This is a genomic window from Thermoanaerobaculia bacterium (assembly GCA_035717485.1).
Taxonomy (GTDB): domain Bacteria; phylum Acidobacteriota; class Thermoanaerobaculia; order UBA5066; family DATFVB01; genus DATFVB01.
In genome coordinates this window covers 1-16,882 of sequence record DASTIQ010000194.1, presented here as the reverse complement: position 1 = coordinate 16,882, position 16,882 = coordinate 1, and the positions used below count along the sequence as shown (strand labels likewise).

At 69.7% G+C, this 16,882-nt stretch carries 14 protein-coding genes; 9 read left to right on the top strand and 5 right to left on the bottom strand.

Annotated elements, in window-relative coordinates:
* Window positions 1-1,737 (bottom strand): protein kinase (locus VFS34_10425; protein HET9794868.1); only part of this gene is annotated, 1,737 nt, incomplete at its 3' end.
* 580 nt (window positions 1,738-2,317) lie between these two features.
* A complete protein-coding gene (locus tag VFS34_10420; GenBank protein HET9794867.1) occupies window positions 2,318-4,663 on the bottom strand; it encodes an ATP-binding protein in 2,346 nt (781 codons plus the stop codon).
* A 523-nt stretch (window positions 4,664-5,186) separates the two neighbouring features.
* On the opposite strand from VFS34_10420, the gene VFS34_10415 reads away from it, so the two are divergent.
* The 9 genes from VFS34_10415 (at window position 5,187) to rplI (ending at window position 12,134) form a co-directional block, all read left to right on the top strand.
* Window positions 5,187-6,449, top strand: coding sequence for a hypothetical protein (locus tag VFS34_10415; protein HET9794866.1), 1,263 nt, complete (start codon window positions 5,187-5,189; stop codon window positions 6,447-6,449).
* A gap of 90 nt (window positions 6,450-6,539) precedes the next feature.
* Window positions 6,540-7,532: an NAD-dependent epimerase/dehydratase family protein gene (locus VFS34_10410; GenBank protein ID HET9794865.1), complete on the top strand. Its 993-nt coding sequence runs from the start codon at window positions 6,540-6,542 to the stop codon at window positions 7,530-7,532.
* Between the two features lie 187 nt (window positions 7,533-7,719).
* The gene (locus VFS34_10405; GenBank protein ID HET9794864.1) at window positions 7,720-8,676 is read left to right on the top strand and encodes a ribose-phosphate pyrophosphokinase; all 957 of its coding nucleotides are present in this window, start codon (window positions 7,720-7,722) and stop codon (window positions 8,674-8,676) included.
* Between the two features lie 44 nt (window positions 8,677-8,720).
* The gene (locus VFS34_10400; protein HET9794863.1) at window positions 8,721-9,407 is read left to right on the top strand and encodes a 50S ribosomal protein L25; all 687 of its coding nucleotides are present in this window, start codon (window positions 8,721-8,723) and stop codon (window positions 9,405-9,407) included.
* 15 nt (window positions 9,408-9,422) lie between these two features.
* Window positions 9,423-9,989, top strand: a complete 567-nt coding sequence (pth, locus tag VFS34_10395; GenBank protein HET9794862.1) for an aminoacyl-tRNA hydrolase — start codon at window positions 9,423-9,425, stop codon at window positions 9,987-9,989.
* 61 nt (window positions 9,990-10,050) lie between these two features.
* Window positions 10,051-10,449, top strand: a complete 399-nt coding sequence (gene rpsF, locus VFS34_10390) for a 30S ribosomal protein S6 (protein HET9794861.1) — start codon at window positions 10,051-10,053, stop codon at window positions 10,447-10,449.
* 10 nt (window positions 10,450-10,459) lie between these two features.
* Window positions 10,460-10,723, top strand: a complete 264-nt coding sequence (gene rpsR, locus VFS34_10385; GenBank protein ID HET9794860.1) for a 30S ribosomal protein S18 — start codon at window positions 10,460-10,462, stop codon at window positions 10,721-10,723.
* Window positions 10,723-11,667, top strand: coding sequence for a DUF2232 domain-containing protein (locus tag VFS34_10380; GenBank protein HET9794859.1), 945 nt, complete (start codon window positions 10,723-10,725; stop codon window positions 11,665-11,667). Before rpsR ends, VFS34_10380 begins: the two co-directional genes overlap by 1 nt.
* Window positions 11,664-12,134: a 50S ribosomal protein L9 gene (rplI, locus tag VFS34_10375; protein ID HET9794858.1), complete on the top strand. Its 471-nt coding sequence runs from the start codon at window positions 11,664-11,666 to the stop codon at window positions 12,132-12,134. The genes VFS34_10380 and rplI overlap by 4 nt, the downstream gene beginning before the upstream one ends.
* A 49-nt stretch (window positions 12,135-12,183) precedes the next feature.
* Here the strand turns inward: rplI and VFS34_10370 are convergent, their stop codons facing one another.
* The 3 genes from VFS34_10370 to VFS34_10360 all read right to left on the bottom strand — a co-directional run.
* Window positions 12,184-14,580, bottom strand: coding sequence for a PBP1A family penicillin-binding protein (locus VFS34_10370; protein HET9794857.1), 2,397 nt, complete (start codon window positions 14,578-14,580; stop codon window positions 12,184-12,186).
* Window positions 14,577-15,986, bottom strand: a complete 1,410-nt coding sequence (locus VFS34_10365) for a phosphoglucomutase/phosphomannomutase family protein (protein ID HET9794856.1) — start codon at window positions 15,984-15,986, stop codon at window positions 14,577-14,579. The genes VFS34_10370 and VFS34_10365 overlap by 4 nt, the downstream gene beginning before the upstream one ends.
* Window positions 15,983-16,882: polysaccharide deacetylase family protein (locus VFS34_10360; protein HET9794855.1), on the bottom strand; the 900-nt coding region annotated here is incomplete at its 5' end. The genes VFS34_10360 and VFS34_10365, both read right to left, overlap by 4 nt.

The following is a 16,882-nucleotide window of genomic DNA, read 5'->3' as shown; positions in this document are numbered from 1 at the left end:
GAGGTCGAAATGCACTCCTTCCGCGACCGGGCGCGGCTCCCCGGAGAGGTTTCCCGCGCGCGGATCGAAGCTTTCCGCGATCAGCGTGTTGCCGCGGAGGAAGAGGAGCTTCCCTCCGGCATAGAGCGCGTTCGCGAGCGTGTGCACGACCGCGCGGTCGCCCGGAGCGTCGATCGACGCGAAACGCGCCCCCGCCTTATCGCTCCGGGTGTCGTTGTGATCCCCGGCGAAGAACAGGAAATGGCGTCCGTCCGGAAGGAACGCCGGCCATCGGTGCGTCGAGTGGCTCGACGCGTCGAGCTTCGTGACGGGCGATGGCGTCCCGCCGGACGCCGGGACCCGGAAGATCGCCGATCGCGTGTCGGGTGCGAACAGAATCGTCCCGTCCGCTCCCCACGTTCCGCCGCGCGCGTTCGGCGCGGCGCAGATGGTCGTCGAAGATCCGGGGGCGGACAAGTCGACCCGCTTCAACTTTCCATCCGCGAAGAATCCGAGCGACCGCGAATCCGGCGACCAGAAAGGAAACGATGCGCCGTCGGCTCCGGGGAGGGCGACGGGCTCGTCGGCGTCGAGCGGGCGGACGTAGAGGCGCGGACGATCGTTTCCGACCGCGAGGAACGCGAGGGTCTTGCCGTCCGGCGAGATCGTGAGCGGTCCGGCGTTGTCTCCCGAGAACGCGAATCGCGAGCCGGCGGGGGGGAGAACCGTGCTCCTCACGACACCCGCGTTCGCCGGTGCGCGCCGGAGCCAGGCCGCCGCGAAGCCGATCGCCGCGATCACCGCCAGGCCCGCCGCGATCCACGCGGTCCGCTCGCGGCTGCGCCGCCGCGCGGTCACCGGCGCGGGGACTCCCGCCTGCGAGCCGCCCTGGGCGATCCACCGGAGCTGAGCCATCACGTCGTGCGCGCTCTGCCACCGGTCGTCCGGATCCTTCTCGAGACATCCCTGGACGAGCCGGTCGAGCGCGGGAGGCGCCATCGGAAGCGCGGCGGAGATCGGACCCGGGTCGCGCTCGAGGATCGCCGCGACGAGGCCGGCGCGGCTGCGGCCGGTGAAGGCCTTCCGCCCCGTCGCCATCTCGTAGAGGACGCATCCGAGCGCGAAGATGTCGGTGCGGGCGTCGGCCTCCCTTCCCTCGACCTGCTCGGGCGCCATGTACTGGAACGTGCCGAGGATCGTCCCCTCCTCCGTGAGGGGCCGGCTCTCGGGGGCGGCCGTCGGAAGCGCCGACAGTCCGGACCCGTCCTCCACCGGCGCCTTGGCCACCGCTTTCGCGAGCCCGAAGTCGAGGAGCTTCACTCCCGTCCTGGTGAGCATGACGTTTCCGGGCTTCAGGTCCCGGTGAACGATTCCCGCGCGATGGGCCCGGTCGAGGGCGGCCGCGATTTCGGTTCCGAAGCGAAGGACCTGATCGATCGGGAGCGGTCCCTTCTCCAGACGGTCGGCGAGCGTCTGCCCCTCGAGCAGTTCCATCACCAGGTACTCGGCGCCACCTTCGGACCCGAGGTCGAAGAGCGCGCAGATGTTCGGATGCGAGAGCTGAGAGATCGCCTTCGCTTCGCGCTCGAACCTCTGCCGGAATCCCGGGGTTTCCGAGAGCTCGCGGGGGAGGACTTTCAGGGCGACGGCGCGATCGAGCCGCGTGTCGATCGCGCGATAGACCTCTCCCATCCCGCCCGCCCCCAGGAGCGAAACGATCTCGTAAGGTCCCAGGCGGGTTCCGGCGGAGAGCGTCATCTCACCGGCGCCGCGAGGCCGGCGAGGGCGCGGTATTTCCGCCGGACGCCGCTCTCGAGAGGGGCGTCGCGCCGGAGCGGTGAAGCGGCGGAGTGGCTCGTGGCGCCGCCATTCTAACCGCCGCGGCCCGGGGCGCCGGCAGCGAGCGAGAGGCGAGGCTTCACCGTCCGAATCCCCGCGTCCGGGGAGCGCGTCGGGGGCGCGACCGCCGGAGCCGTCCGGGGAATTCCCCGGGAGACCGGAGAACGCACCATTCGTGCCGGCACGCCGGCGAAAACGTCGCACCGCGCCAATCGTGGCAGGACGCTTGCTCGTCGGAAGGAGCGCGCGGCGAAGTCGCGCGGAGGTATCTCATGGAGGGTTTCCGTCTGGTGCTCGGATCCGTTCTCGGCGTCCTTCTCGCCGTCGGTTCCGCGTCCGCGCCGGTTCCGCGAACGATGCCGCGCGTCGGAGCGGCGCCGGCCCCGGGCGCCGCCGTTCCGACGTTTTCGCGCCGGCCCCCGGCCGGCGACGAGGATTCCGAGGGCGAATTCGTTCACGCGATCCAGCGGGGCCGCGCCGAGCGGCCGCTCGACATCGTTCAGGCCTGCCGCGGCGCGCCGCGGCGTCCCCGGGGGAGCCGGCGGAGGAGCTCCTCGAGCCGCAGGGGCTGCACGGGCTTCGTCAGGTGAAGATCGAATCCCGCCTGCCGGGCGCGCTCCCGGTCGGCCGACTGCCCGTAACCGGTGATCGCGATCAGGCACGTTCCCGCGATCCCGGCGTCCGCGCGGACGGCGCGGGCGAGCCCGTAGCCGTCGAGCTCTCCGGGGAGGCCGATGTCGCACAGGACCACGTCGGGACGGAAACTCCGGATCGCCTCGAGTCCCGAGACGCCGTCGGCGGCGACGCGAACCTCGTGGGCGAGATGTTCGAGGAGGAAGCGCATTCCGTCCGCGACCGGCGCGTTGTCTTCGACGACCACGACCCGCCGCGAGGGGGCCGGCGCCCGGCTTTCGCGTTTCTCGCGTTCCTCCGGAACCCGGCGCCCGGCCGTCGGAAGGAGGACGATCATCTCGGTCCCGCGGCCGAGCCCCTCGCTCGCCGCCCGGACTTCTCCGCCGTGGGCCGCGACGAGGCCGCGCACGAGCGCGAGGCCGAGGCCGAGGCCTCCCCGCGTCCGGGCGATGCTCCGGTCAGCCTGCGAGAAAGCTTCGAAGATCCGGGGGAGCATCGCGGGGGCGATTCCGATTCCGGAGTCGCGAACCGAGAGGCGGGCCCGGTCGCCGTCGCGGGCGAGCGAGATCCGGATCGCTCCGCCGGAGTCCGTGAACTTGATCGCGTTCTGAACGAGGTTCGTCAGGACCTCCGCGAGCCGGACCCGGTCTCCGTCGATCCAGAGGGACTCCTCCGGCAGGACGGTCTCCAGGGAGAGCCCGTGACGCCCGATCTCGCCGCGGAAGTCGGAAATCACCTCGGCCGTCATCGCGGCGAGATCGAACCGGTCCTTCCGGATCTCGACCTTGCCGCGGGAGATCCGGGAGACGTCGAGGAGGTCGTCGACGAGCCGGACCATGTGGCCGAGCTGCCGCTCGATCATCGTGAGCGATTCGCGGAGCGTTCCGCGCCCGACCTCGGGGAGCTGGAGAACGCGGACGGCGTTGGCGATGGGGACGAGAGGATTCCGGAGCTCGTGCGCGAGCATCGCGATGAACTGGTCCTTCCGGCGATCCCCCTCCCGCAGCTCCGCGACCGTGCGGGCGAGCTCGCGCGCGAGCTCGCGCTGCTCCGTCACTTCGAAGAACGTCGCGACCGCGGCGGCGATTCGCCCCGCCGAATCGCGGAGCGGGCTCGCGCTGGCGACGACGACCTTTCGCGACCCGTCGTCGCGCTCGATGACGATCTCGACGTCGCGGACGTCCTCGCCCGTCGCGAGCGCCCGCGCGAGCGGCGACTCGTCCGGGGAGAAGGGACGCCCGTCCGAATGGAACGGCCGGTAGCCGTCGCTCTCTCCGACCTTCCGGTTCGCGGCGAACTTCGTCCCGACGATCTTCTCGAACTGCTCGTTTCCCAGGATCAGGTTTCGTTCCACGTCGGCGATCACGAGCCCCGCCGGCATCTGACGGATGATCGCCTCCAGCCGCCGGCGCTCGACCTCGAGGGCGGCGACGAGCGACTCGCGCTCGACTTCGATCTGCTTGCGATCCGAGATGTCGAGGATCGAGCCCTCGATGACCACGCGGCCGTCCTCCTCGACCATCTGGTGGCTCTCGAGGGTCCAGACGGGGCTCCCGTCGCGCCGGCGCCCGATCGCCTCGACGTTCACCATCGTTCCGCCCGACGCCCGGAGGCGTTCGATGAAATCGCGCCGCGCGTCCGTGTCTCGGTGGAGCGTCTCGGCGCGGATCGCGAGCATCTCGGCGGGATGCGCGTAGCCGTAGATCCGGGCGAGGGCGCGGTTGCATTCGAGGATGCGGCCGTCGAGCGTCGTCCGCGAAACGCCGGCGAGGTTTCGTTCGAAGAGCCCGCGGTACTTCTCCTGGCTCGACCGGAGCGCCTCGAGAGCCTCCACCGCCCGGCCGTGCGCATCGACGGCGCGCTGGCGGGCGCGGCGAACGCTTTCGATCAGCAGGACCACGAGCGCCGAGATCGCGACGAACATGAAGAGCGCGATGACGTTGGCGGTGCCGCTGACGAGGAATCCGTCGGGAGGAATGATCAGCATCGCGAACGGCAGGGCGGTCAGGATCGCGGCGATGCCCGGGCCGAATCCCCCGTACCAGGCGGCGAACGCGATCGCGAGGTAGTCCATCGCGAAGACGGAGTGGTCCGTCAGCAGGGGGCGGAGCTTCTCGCGGAGGAGACTCGTCACCGACACGGCCAGGACGGCGACGAGATAGCCGCTGGCCGGACGGATGCGGACGCGCGGAAGGGAGCCGGAGCGGTCCATCGGCGGGCACGGCCAGTGTACCCCAGGCGCGCGAGCGCCTTTCCGGAAAACCTTCGCCTCCGCGGATTCGTGCTCGCGTGCCGGGTCGACGCCGTCGGCAGGGCCGCGTCGATCCGGAGAAGTTAGAACGTTCCGGAGGGGGAAGGCGAGGTACGAGAACCTGACCCTGCGGACAGGCAATGCATTCGCCGGCATGACATCGAGGTCGTCCGAAGCGGCCGGGTCGATCCGACCACGGTCCTCGAACAGCAGCCGACGTTCTTCGACGGGATCGAAGCCTGCCGAGTGCCGTCGCCCGTCCGGTGGGATCGATGTCGAAGTTCAGACCGAAGGGGCGGCGGTCGGAGTCTGACGCGTAAGCCCATGATCCGGAGCACGTTCCTTTCACGGGGCCGCCCGTGGCGCGGAGGTTGCAGTCCCCGCGCCGCGGGAGGCCGACGTCAAAAACCACGCCTTTGCGATTTCCGCCGCCGAGGCGACGCCCCGGACGGGCCGGATCTCCGCGGCGTTCGCGGGCGCCGCGTTGCTCTTCGGCGCGACGTCCGCCCTTGGACAGGCGACCTCCGACCACGTTCCGGCGTCGCGAACCGAACCGGTCGCGAAATCCGTCCAGGCCGACCTCGACCAGAACCGCTATCACCTCGGACCCGTGCGCCTCTTCCCGTTTCTCGAGGTCGACAACGCCGGATACAACAACAACATCTTCGGGACCGCCGATCACAAGGTCGCCGACGAGACCGCCACCGTCTCCGCCGGAACGCGTCTCCTGCTCCCCGTCGGGTCGAAGGTCTATCTCCGCGGAACGGCGGCGCCGGAGTACATCTGGTACGCGCACCACGCCGACGGCCGGACGTGGGGCGGCGATTACCAGGGGGAACTTCTCGGCCTGTTCAACCACCTTCGTCTGGGCGTCGACGCGCGCGACACGAAGACGGCCTCCCTCCTGAACGCCGAGACGCTGCGCAACGTCATCTCGCGGACGAAGATCGGGCACGCTTCCGGGGAGATCGACGTCGCCGGCCCGCTCTCGATCTTCGGCGAAGGCGAGGGCTCGAAGTACCGGTTCGAAGCGATTCCCGAGCCGCCGCAGCCGCTCGAGGATCCCGCGCTCCTCGACCGGAAGGAGGAGAAGATCCGGGTCGGCCTCCGGCTCCATTCCGGAGAGACGCTCTCGTTCTCGGCGTCGGCGGAGAAGACCCGCGCCGAGTTCGACGATTCCGCGCAGGGGGGCGACAACCGCACCGTCGCCTATCTGCTCGGCGTTCTCTACGACCGGCCGCGCTTCTTCGCGAATCTCTCCGCGGGATATCGCGACGCGAAGCCGATCCACGGGTCGCGCTTCGAGGAGTTCCGGACCGCGACGGGGTCGTACTTCCTTTCGTTCCTGGTCCGGTCCAACTTCGAGCTCTTCGCCGACGGTTATCGCGGAGCCCAGTACAGCGTGACGGTCGAGAACCCGTACTACATGGCCACGGTCAACGGGGGCGGCGTGAACTTCCAGGTGGCGCCCCGCCTGGCGCTGCGCCTCTACGGCGACTACGAGGAAAACCGATACCCCCTTCCCGTCGTGATCGACGGCGCCGCGTATCGCCGTCTGGATCGGGTCGCGAGCGTCGGTGGCGGGTTCCAGATCCGCGCCGGCCGCAAGCTCGTGTTCGGCGCGTACGGCACGGAATACCGCTTCGACTCGAACGTCCCGGGGGTCGCGCGCAACGTTTTCCGCGTGACGGCCGCGATCGGGTTCGAGCTCTCGCCGATCGTTTCGATCCACGGCGGACTCTCCTAGCCGCGGCGCCCGACCCGGGACCGTCGCCCTCGCGCGCCTCCTGATACAATTCCGCGCCGCGTCGGCCCTTCGGCCGCGCGGGGAGAACGCGTGCAGAGTCGAGTCCTGGTCACGGGGGCGGGGGGCTTCATCGGCCACTTCCTCGTCCGGTATCTCAAGCAGAAGGGCCATTTCGTGCGGGGAGTGGACCTGAAACACTGCTCCTACGCGCCCACCGAAGCGGACGAGTTCGAGATCCTCGATCTCCGGCGGCGGGACGACTGCCTGCAGGCGACGCGGGGCGTCGACGAGGTCTACGCTCTCGCGGCCGACATGGGCGGAATGGGCTTCATTTCGGCACATCACGCCGAGATCCTCCACAACAACGCGCTCATCAACATCCACACGCTCGAGGCGGCGAGGATCAACGGAGTCCGCCGGTATCTCTACACGTCGTCGGCGTGCGTGTACCCCGACTACCGTCAGACGGAGGCCGAGGTCGTGCCGCTCAAGGAGGAAGACGTCTATCCCGCCATGCCGCAGGACGCGTACGGCTGGGAGAAGCTCGTTTCCGAGCAGCTCTGCGCGCATTACCGGCGCGACTACGGCGTCGAGACGCGCGTCGTCCGTTTCCACAACATCTTCGGGCCGGAGGGAACCTGGACCGGCGGGCGCGAGAAGGCCCCCGCGGCCCTCTGCCGCAAGATCGCCGAAGCGAAGCTCTCGGGCTCCGGGGAGATCGACATCTGGGGCGACGGCGAGCAGACGCGCTCGTTCTGCTACGTGTCGGATTGCGTGGAGGGGATCCACCGGCTGATGCGGTCCGACCATCCGGATCCCGTCAACCTCGGGCAGGACCGCCTGATCTCGATCAACGCGCTCGCGGACATGATCGCCGGGATCGCCGGGGTGTCGATCCGCAAGAAGCACGTCGACGGACCCCAGGGCGTTCGCGGGAGGAACTCCGACAATTCGCGCCTCCGGCAGGTCCTCGGCTGGGAGCCCCGCGTCTCCCTCGAGGAGGGCCTCGCCGCGACCTACCCGTGGGTGGAGGCGCAGGTGCGCGCGGCGGCCGAGGCGGCTCCGGTTCCCCAGCCGGTCTGACCGTCGGGCGCGCCGCGCGCTCGCGGCCCGCGCATTCCCGACCTCCCGGCCTCGCGCGAGGCGTTCTTCGCGGCCCGGCCCTGGAGCCTCGACCGCTCGGGCTCGGGGAGCGGTGCCGGCGGGGACCGGTCCCGAACGTCGCCGGGCGAGCCCGGCGCTCGCGGGGTTTCTTGTAGAATCGACGGAAGTGGAACACCTGTTCCGTTACGGCGAGCTCAAGATCTTCTCCGGGCGCGCGCATCCGGGCCTCGCCGCGGAGATCTGCGCCTACCTCGGCGTCGAGCTCGGGAAGGTCATCCTCTACAACTTCTCCGACGGCGAGAACAACTGCCAGATCGAGGAGAACGTGAGGGGAGCCGACGTCTTCATCATCCAGCCGACCTGCACGCCGGTCAACGAACACCTGATGGAGCTCCTCGTCCTGATCGACGCCTTCAAACGCTCTTCGGCGACCCGCATCACGGCGGTCATCCCGTACTACGGGTACGCCCGTCAGGACCGGAAGGACCGGCCGCGGGTGCCGATCACGTCCAAGCTCGTGGCGGATCTGCTGACGGCGGCCGGCGCCGACCGGATCCTCACGATGGACCTGCACGCCGCGCAGATCCAGGGGTTCTTCAACATCCCCGTGGACCACCTCTTCGCCGCGCCGGTGATCCTCGACGCCGTCCGGAAGATGGAGATCGAGGACCTCACGATCGTCTCGCCCGACGTCGGCGGCGTCGAGCGCGCCCGGGCGTTCGCCAAGCGCCTCGGATCGGCCCTCGCCATCGTGGACAAGCGACGGACGGGGAAGAACGAGACGGAGGTCCTCAACGTGATCGGCGACGTCGACGGGAGGACCGTGATGATCCTCGACGACATCATCGACACGGCGGGGACTCTCATCAAGGGTACCGAGGCGCTGAAGAGCCACGGAGCCGCCCGGGTCTTCGCCGCCGGCGTTCACCCGGTCCTTTCCGGGCCCGCGATCGACCGGATCAACGCGTCGGTCCTCGAATCGGTCCTCGTCACGAACACGATCCCGGTCGCTCCCGCGGCGGCCCGCTGCCCGCGCCTGCGCTCGTTTTCGGTCGCCCCCCTGCTCGGCGAGGCGATCCAGCGCATCCACGACGGCGCCTCGGTTTCGTCGCTTTTCGTCTGAAAATCGTGTATGCTCACCCGCTTTGAATTGAGGGGTTGACGCACATGGCCAACATCGAGCTGCAGGTCGAGCGCCGGCAGGAATCCGGCAAGAACGTGGCGCGGCGCGCGCGCGCGGCGGGCAAGGTCCCGGCCGTCGTCTACGGCGCGAAGAAGGAAACGGTCCCGATCTACATCGAGGCCCGGCAGTTGACGACGGCGTTCCGGAAGGGCGCCGGCGACAATGCGATCTATCTCCTGAAGATGGCGGGGACCGAGCAGAGCCGGCACGCGATGATCAAGGAGATCAACCGCGATCCGGTGTCGCGCGAGCTCCTCCACGTCGATTTCCTGAGGGTGCTGATGGACGTCAAGGTCCGCGTCGCGGTCGCGGTCGAGCTGACGGGAACCCCGAAGGGCGTCAAGCAGGAGGGGGGGATCCTCGATTTCGTCTCCCGCGAGATCGAGATCGAATGCCTCCCCAACGACATCCCCGCGACCCTCCCGGTCGACGTCTCGGAGGTCGGGATGGGCGAGTCCTTCCGCGTCGGCCAGATCCCGGCGCGCGAGGGGATCCGGATCCTGGACGATGCCGACAAGGTGATCGCGCACGTCGCGCACCCGGCCAAGGAAGAGGAAGTCGCCGCGGTCGTGGCGGAAGCGGCGCCGGCGGCGGCCGAGCCCGAAGTCATCAAGAAGGGGAAGGCCGAGACCGCCGAGGCGGAAGAGCCGAAGAAGGAAGGGAAGAAGTAAGCCGGCTTGCGGCTGGTGTCGGGCCTCGGCAATCCCGGGGCGGAGTACGAGGGCACCCGCCACAACGTCGGTTTCGAGGTGGTGGACCGCGTCTCCCGCGAGGCGGGAATCGCGGTCAAGCGCCTCGAGTGCCGGGCGCTGACGGGTCGGGGGCGGATCGGGGAGGAACCGGTCGTCCTCGCCAAGCCGGTGACGTACATGAATGCCTCGGGAGAGGCGATCGCAGGTCTTTTGACAAAGCTGAAACTGGGGCCGGACGCGCTGCTCGTCGTTTCCGACGAGATCGACCTTCCGCTCGGGACGCTGCGGCTCAAGCCGCGGGGATCCTCGGCGGGACAGAAGGGTCTGAAGTCGATCGAAGCGTGCCTCGGCACCCGGGAGTTCGCGCGGCTGCGGGTCGGAATCCGCGGCGAGCGATACTCCCGCGAGCGCGAGCTCGGCGATTACGTCCTCGACCGGTTCTCGAAATCGGAGAGGACGGCGATCGACGAGGCGCTCGACCGCGCCGCCGAGGCCGTCCGCACGTGGGCGACGGACGGAATCGAGGCGGCGATGAACCGTTTCAACGCGCTCTCCGAATGAACGGAGGCGTCATTCATCTCCTCGGTCCCGCCCTGCGGGATCTTGAGATCCAGGAGGAGTCATGCGGCTTTACGACATCGTCGTGGTGCTGTCGCCGGAGGTCGCTCCGGACCAGGCCACCGCGCTCGTCGACGGGTTCAAGAAGATCTTGAACGACGACGGCGCCCAGATGAAAACCGAAGAAGTCTGGGGGCGCCGCCGCCTCGCGTATCCCATCGCGAAGCGCCGGGAAGGCGTTTATTACTACTGGCAGTTCGAGGCGAAGGCCGAGACGGTCGCCGAGCTCGAGCGCAAGCTCCGGCTCTCCGACGACGTCCTGCGGCATCTCGCCGTACGCGCCGACGAGGAGCTCAAGCGCTCGGTGAAGCTCCGGAAGAAGCGCGAAGCGAAGGCCGCCGCGAAGCCGAAGAAGGCGCCCGCCGAGGCGGCCGCCGAGCCGGCCGAGCCGGCGGAAGCGTAGGGGGAAAGCGATGCGAAGGGATTTCAAGAAGGACAAGAAGGCGGGCGGCCGGAAGAAGTTCTTCGTCCGGCGCCGGAAGGCGTGCAAGTTCTGCGTCGAGAAGATCGAGTACGTGGACTGGAAGGACGTCAAGACGCTCCAGGGGTTCATCCCGGAGCGCGGGAAGATCCTCCCCCGGCGCATCTCGGGGGTGTGCTCGCTCCACCAGCGCAAGCTGCAGACCGCGATCAAGCGCGCGCGGGCGATCGCTCTCCTCCCGTACGCGACGGATTGATGGATCGGGACCCGGTTCTGGCGGAGGGGGCGGCTGCCGCCGCCCTCTCCGCCTTTTTCTTTTGGGGACTGAGATTCCTCCCCCTCGTCGGGATCGTGTTCATTCCCGGGGCGGCGCTTCCGCTCGTCCGGCTCGGCGCGCGAAGGGGGACCCTGGCCGCGCTCGGCGCCGCGGGAGGCGCCGCGGTGCTCTCGGCGGCGATCGGCTTCGCCGTGACGCGGTCCGCCGCCGATTCGGCCGGACAGGCCGCCGCGCTGCTGGCGACCGCGGGAGTGTGCGGCGTCGCGGGCGGGCTCGCGCGCAAACGCGCGGCGTCTTCGGTGTTCCTGGGCCTGGCGATCTGGGGCGCGGCCGCCGGCGGCGTCCTCTGGACGGTGTCTCCGGGAGCGGATCGGGAGATCGAATCGCGCTTCGACGAGATGACCGCGAGCTCGATCGCATCGCTCAAGCAGTCGGGCGCCGACGCCGAAGCCCTGAAGACCTGGCAGGCCTCGGCCGAGGTCGTCCGGCGGGTGATCGTCCGTTACGCGCCCGGGCTCCTCGCGGCGCTCTGGGTCGGGATCGCCGCCGTCGCCTTCTTCCTGGGGCGCCGCCTCGCGCTGCGGGGGCCCGACGGGGGCGGGTTCTCCCGGCTGCGACTCCCCCCGGGTCTCGCGGCCGTTTTCGTGCTCGCCGGGGCCGCGGCCGCCCTCTTCCGGGGGCCGGTTCGAAGCCTCGCGGCGGACGTTCTCGCGCCGGTCCTGGTCTTGTATTTTCTGGGCGGACTCTCTATCATCGCCTACTTCGCTCGGCGCTGGTTCCGGACGGGCGTCCTCCGCGCGGCGACGTACGGCATGGCGTCGTGGTTCCCGTTTTCCGCGGGCACCGCGGTCCTGGGGCTCTTCGACTGGTATTTCGATTTCCGCAAGAGGGCGGATCGACAAGCGATCGGGAGAAACGAATGAAGATCATCCTCACCGACGAAGTCCGCGGCCTCGGCCGCCGGGGCGACGTCGTCGACGTCAAGAACGGCTACGCACGGAACTTCCTCCTGCCCCAGGGGCTCGCGTTCCTCGCCAATCCGGCCAACGTCCGGCGCCTCGAGGAAGAGAAGAAGCGCTACGACGAGAAGGTCCTCCGCGAGAAGGGCGTCGCCGAGAAGGTCGCCGCGCAGATGGCCGGCCTCCGCCTGACGCTGGTGAAGAAGGCCGGCGAAGGAGACGTCCTCTACGGTTCCGTGACCGCCGGCGAGATCGCCGACCAGCTCGCCGAGAAGGGAATCGCCGTCGATCGCCGCCGGATCGAGCTCGAGGAGCCGATCAAGCGGCTCGGCGAGCACCAGGTCCACGTCAAGCTCCATCGCGACGTGACCGTCCCGATCACGATCGAGGTGCAGGGCGCGCCGACGATCTCCGCGGCCGCCGCCTCCTGACGACCCGGACCCGATTCGATCTTCCGGGCGGCCGAAATGGCCGCCCTCTTCATTTGCGGGGAGGGGGAGGCGGGGTCGGGGCCGGAGCCGGAGCCCCCGGCTCCGCCGCGTCCCCGGTCGCTTCCTTTTCGCTCTTGTAGAAGCTCTGCTGCAGCGACCAGGGCAGCGACAGCAGTCCTTCCCAGCGAGGCGTCCACTCTTCCGTCGGCTGCGAGCCGACCGCGTACGCTTCGAGGATCGGGTGCGGGGTGGTCGGCGTCGCTTTGAGACCCGTCATGTAGTCGATCGGCTCGAAGGAAATGTTCGGCGGCACTTCGAAGTTCTTCTGCGGGTCCACGTAGCCCGCGTCCCGCATCTCCGCGACGATCCGCATCCAGATCGGGAGCGCCGCCCGCGCGCCTTCCATCTTCGGGCCGAGGGGAATGCGTTTCTCGTCGTTGCCGGTCCAGACCCCGATCGTGTATTTCGGGGTGAAGCCCATGAACCATGCGTCGGTGAACTCGTTGGTCGTCCCCGTCTTTCCCGCGATGTTGTCGAGATTCAGCTCCCGCGCCCGCACGGCGGTGCCGCGCTCCATGACGCCCTTCAGCATCCAGAGGAGCTGGAAACAGGTCTGCGGCGATGCGACCTCCTTCGCGTCGGAGCGGTTCTCTTCGAGCACGTCCCCTTCGGAATCGGAGACCCGCGCGACCGTGTACGGCGCGATCTGGAGCCCTTCGTTCGCGAAGGTCTCGTAGGCCGTCGTCAACTCCCAGAGCGTCGTTTCGAACGCGCCGAGCGCGATCGAAGGATAGGCGAGGAGCGGCTCCTTGATCCCGAACCGGTGCGCGGTCTCGACGACGTTCTTCAGCCCGACCATCCTCGCCATCTTCACCGCCGGGATGTTGATCGAGTGTTCGAGCGCGCGCCGCAGGGTCACGATTCCCGAGTAGTCGTTGTGGTAGTTGTGCGGCCGGTACGGCGGTTGCCGGGGGTCGATCACGATCGAGAGGGGGCCGTCGAACAGCGTGTCGGAAGGCGTGTACCCGTTCTCGAGCGCGGTCAGATAGACGAAGGGCTTGAACGACGATCCCGTCTGCCGCTGCGCCTGGACGGCCCGGTTGAACTTCGACTCGTCCCAGTCGTAGCCGCCGACCATCGCGCGGACCGCCCCGGTCGCGTTCTCGAGAATGAGGACGGCGCCCTGCGCGCGAGGAAGAGGATCCACGACGACCGAGGGCTTTCCCTTCGCGTTCTTCTCGGTCGAGAGGGCGACGAGGTCGCCGCGGCGGAGATTCGCGGGAAAGGCGGAGCCGCCGGTCCACGCGAAGGCCGACGGGGCCACCGTCTCCCGCCGTCCGCCGACCTTGAGGACGGCCTGCCGTCGCGCGACCGAGAGAACGACGGCGATCTCGGCGGAGTCGTTGCGCGACGACTTCGACCAGGAGGGGTCCTCGTAGCGCTCCGGGTCGGAGAACCCTTCCGCCACGACGTTGCGCGCCTTGCGCCATCCGTGCGAGCGTTCGATCCGGCGGAGCCCCCACCGCAGGGCTTCTTCGGAGAACGCCTGCAGCTTCGGGTCGAGCGTCGAATCGACGCGGAGTCCGCGCCGGTAGAGGTCCTTCTCGCCGTAGTTCTTCTCGAGGTACTGCCGGATGTCCTCGCAGAAGTAGGGGGCCACGACGGACTCCGCCTGCGCCGGAGACTTCGGAAGGGGCTCGGCCGCGGCGGCCTCCGCCTGCTTCGCGGTGATCGCCCGCTCGTCGGCCATGCGTTTCAGCACGTGGGCGCGGCGGGCCCGAGCCTTCTCGGGATTCCGAAACGGCGAGAATTCCTCCGGCCGCTGGATCAGCCCCGCCAGCAGCGCCGCCTGCGCGAGCGTCACCTTCGCCGCGGGAACGCCGAAGTAGTAGCGCGACGCCGCTTCGACCCCGTAGTTCCCGTGCCCGAGGTAGATCTGGTTGCAGTACAGCGTCAGGATCTGGTCCTTCGAGAAGCGCCGCTCGATGTCGACGGCGAGCAGCGCCTCGTTGACCTTCCGGGCGAGGCTCTTCTGCGGATTCAGGAAGACGGCGCGGGCGAGCTGCTGGGTGAGCGTCGAGGCTCCCTCGGCGTAGCGGTGGAGGAGAAAGTCCTTCGTTCCGGCGGAAACGATCCGCACGAGGTCGATCCCGCCGTGGTGGTAGAAGTTCTTGTCCTCGGTCGCGACGATCGCGCGCTTCAGGGCGACCGGGATCGCCGAGGCGGGCACGAGGATCCGCCGTTCGACGGCGTAGCGCGCGATCGTCGAGCCGTCGGCGGCGCGGATCTCCGTGATGATGTCGGGCCGATAGGTGGCCAGTTCTTCGACGCGGGGGATGCGGATCAGATGCGCGCCCGCGTACCCGGCGAGCGCGCCGAGCGCCGCCGCGACCGCGAGCGAGAGGAGGAGGACGTGAACCGCGCGGGAACCGAGGAGGCGTCTCACGAAAACCGGTTCAGGCGCTCCTCCGCGCGGCCGAGAATCGCCTCGCAGAGCCGCCGGTCCTCATGCTCACAGTATAGCCGGATCATCGGCTCGGTCCCGGAAAGGCGCATGAGGAGCCACCCGCGCCCGCCGAAGAGGAGCTTGACGCCGTCCTTCTCGCGGCAGCCGGTCACGCGCTCTCCCGCCACCGTGCGCGGCGGATGCTCGGCGACGCGCGCGAGGAACCGGCGGATGCGGTCGACGGGACGATAGAGGTCCCGGCGGCCGTATTCGAAGCGCCCGAATTCCGCGTCGAGGTCCGCGAGCGCGCGGTCGAGCGACCGTCCCGTGCGGGCCAGGCTCTCGAGCAGCAGCAGGGCCGCGAGCGTTCCGTCCCGCTCGGGAAGATGGAAGGCGAACCCGTAGCCGCCGCTCTCCTCGCCCCCGACCGCCACCTTCCCGGAGATCATCAGGTCGGCGACGTGCTTGAACCCGATCTCGGTTTCGTAGACGGGAACGCCGAGCGCCTGCCCGATGCGATCGATCAGGAGCGAGGTCGAGAAGGTCTTCGCGATCCCGCCGGCGGCGCCGCGCCCGCGGAACGCGTGGAGCACGAGGAGGGCCAGGATCCGGTGCGCGGACACGAAACGGCCCGCGGAGTCGAGGACGCCCAGCCGGTCCGCGTCCCCGTCGGTCGCCACCGCGAGATCGAACGCCCCCGGGACGCGCGCGGCGGCCGCTCCGAGGTTCGCCGCGATCGGCTCGGGATGGCCGCCGCCGAAATTCACGTCGCGATTCGCGCGGAAGCTCTCGATCCGGGTGGCGCCGCGGCCGACGATGCGGCCGAGCCCGTCCCCGGCGGCGCCGTGCATCGCGTCGGCCAGGACGCGGAACCCCGCCTCCCGGATCGCGCGAAGATCGACGCGCTCGCCGAGAGCGTGCCGGTAGCCCGTCTCGATGTCGGCGGCGGCGATGCGCCCGGAGGTCCGGAACGGGCGGAAGGGCCGATCGATTCGCCGTTCGACCTCCGCGTAGAGCTCGGGAGGCGCGCTCCCGCCGAACGAAGCCTTGAGCTTGAAGCCGTTGTAGCGCGCCGGGTTGTGGCTCGCCGTGATGGCCACCCCGCCCGACGCTCCCCGCCGGCGGAGTTCCCAGGAGACGGCCGGCGTCGGGATCGGCCGGTCGGTGCGCACCACCGACACGCCGCCTTCGGCGAAGACCCCGGCCACGGCCTCGGAGAATTCCTCCGAGAAGAACCGGGGATCGTGCCCGAGGACGACCGTCGCCGCGTCGCCCGGTCCGAAGAGGCCGTCCCGATACGCGGAAACGGCCGCCCGCGCGAGACGCCGGAACGTCTCGAACGTCGCGTCCTCGGCGATGACGCCGCGCCACCCGTCGGTTCCGAATTCGAGGCGGGGGAGCGTCAATGCGACGCTTTTCCGGAGGCGATCAGCTCGGAAGCGGTCGAGAAACGGTAGCCTTCCGACGCGAGGGTGTCGAGAAGCCGCGGAAGATGATCCGCGACGGGATCCTCGCGGTCGCTCCCGAGGTGCATCAGGATGATGTTGCCCGGCCGGGCGGACGCGAGGAGCCGCGAGATCACCCTTTCGGACGAGCGATAGCGCGGCGACTCCGGGTCGCTCACCCAGTCGAGGGCGTCGAGGTTGCGGCCGTCGCCGTGCGTCCACGAGACGTGCGCGAAACCGGCGGCGAGCGCCCAGCCCCGGATCTCCGCGTTCTCCTCGCCGAACGGAGCCCGCCACAGCGGCGCCATGTCGCGTCCGGTCGTTTCGCGGTACAGGGCGGCCGTCCGCTGGAGCTCGTCGCGCAGCATTTCTTCCGTCACGCCGGCGCGCGTGCTCTGGCGCCCGTCGGAGGCGTAGGTCGTCAGATGCGGGTGGTCCCAGGTGTGGTTGCCGACCTCGTGCCCGTCCTCGGCGATCCGCCGCGTGAGCCCGGGATACCGGCGGATGAACTGTCCCGTCAGGAAAATCGTCGTGCGAATCGAGCGGCCGCGCAGCGCGTCGAGGATCTCCGCGGCGCCGCGGTCCGACGAGCCCGCGTCGAAGGAGACGAGGATCGCCTTGGCGCCGCCGGGCGGGGAGATCGCCGGGAAGGGGTCCGCGGCGCGAGGAGCGTTCCGGACTCGCAGAGACGGCAGCGAGACGGGGGTCAGCGCGCGCGGCGGGGGCGCCGGCGGGGCGACCCGGGGCGCCGTCGGGGCGGCGATGCGCGGAGGGAGCGTCGGCGACGCGGCGGAGACGATTCGCGGGGAAGACCTCCTCGCGGGCACGCCGCGGGGAAGGCTGGCGAGAACGAGCGC

Coding starts and splice junctions, on each gene's coding strand:
- VFS34_10420 (HET9794867.1), bottom strand. CDS start 4,663: ATGGACCGCTCCGGCTCCCTTCCGCGCGTCCGCATCCGTCCGGCCAGC.
- VFS34_10400 (HET9794863.1), top strand. CDS start 8,721: ATGGCCAACATCGAGCTGCAGGTCGAGCGCCGGCAGGAATCCGGCAAG.
- rpsF (HET9794861.1), top strand. CDS start 10,051: ATGCGGCTTTACGACATCGTCGTGGTGCTGTCGCCGGAGGTCGCTCCG.
- rpsR (HET9794860.1), top strand. CDS start 10,460: ATGCGAAGGGATTTCAAGAAGGACAAGAAGGCGGGCGGCCGGAAGAAG.
- VFS34_10380 (HET9794859.1), top strand. CDS start 10,723: ATGGATCGGGACCCGGTTCTGGCGGAGGGGGCGGCTGCCGCCGCCCTC.
- rplI (HET9794858.1), top strand. CDS start 11,664: ATGAAGATCATCCTCACCGACGAAGTCCGCGGCCTCGGCCGCCGGGGC.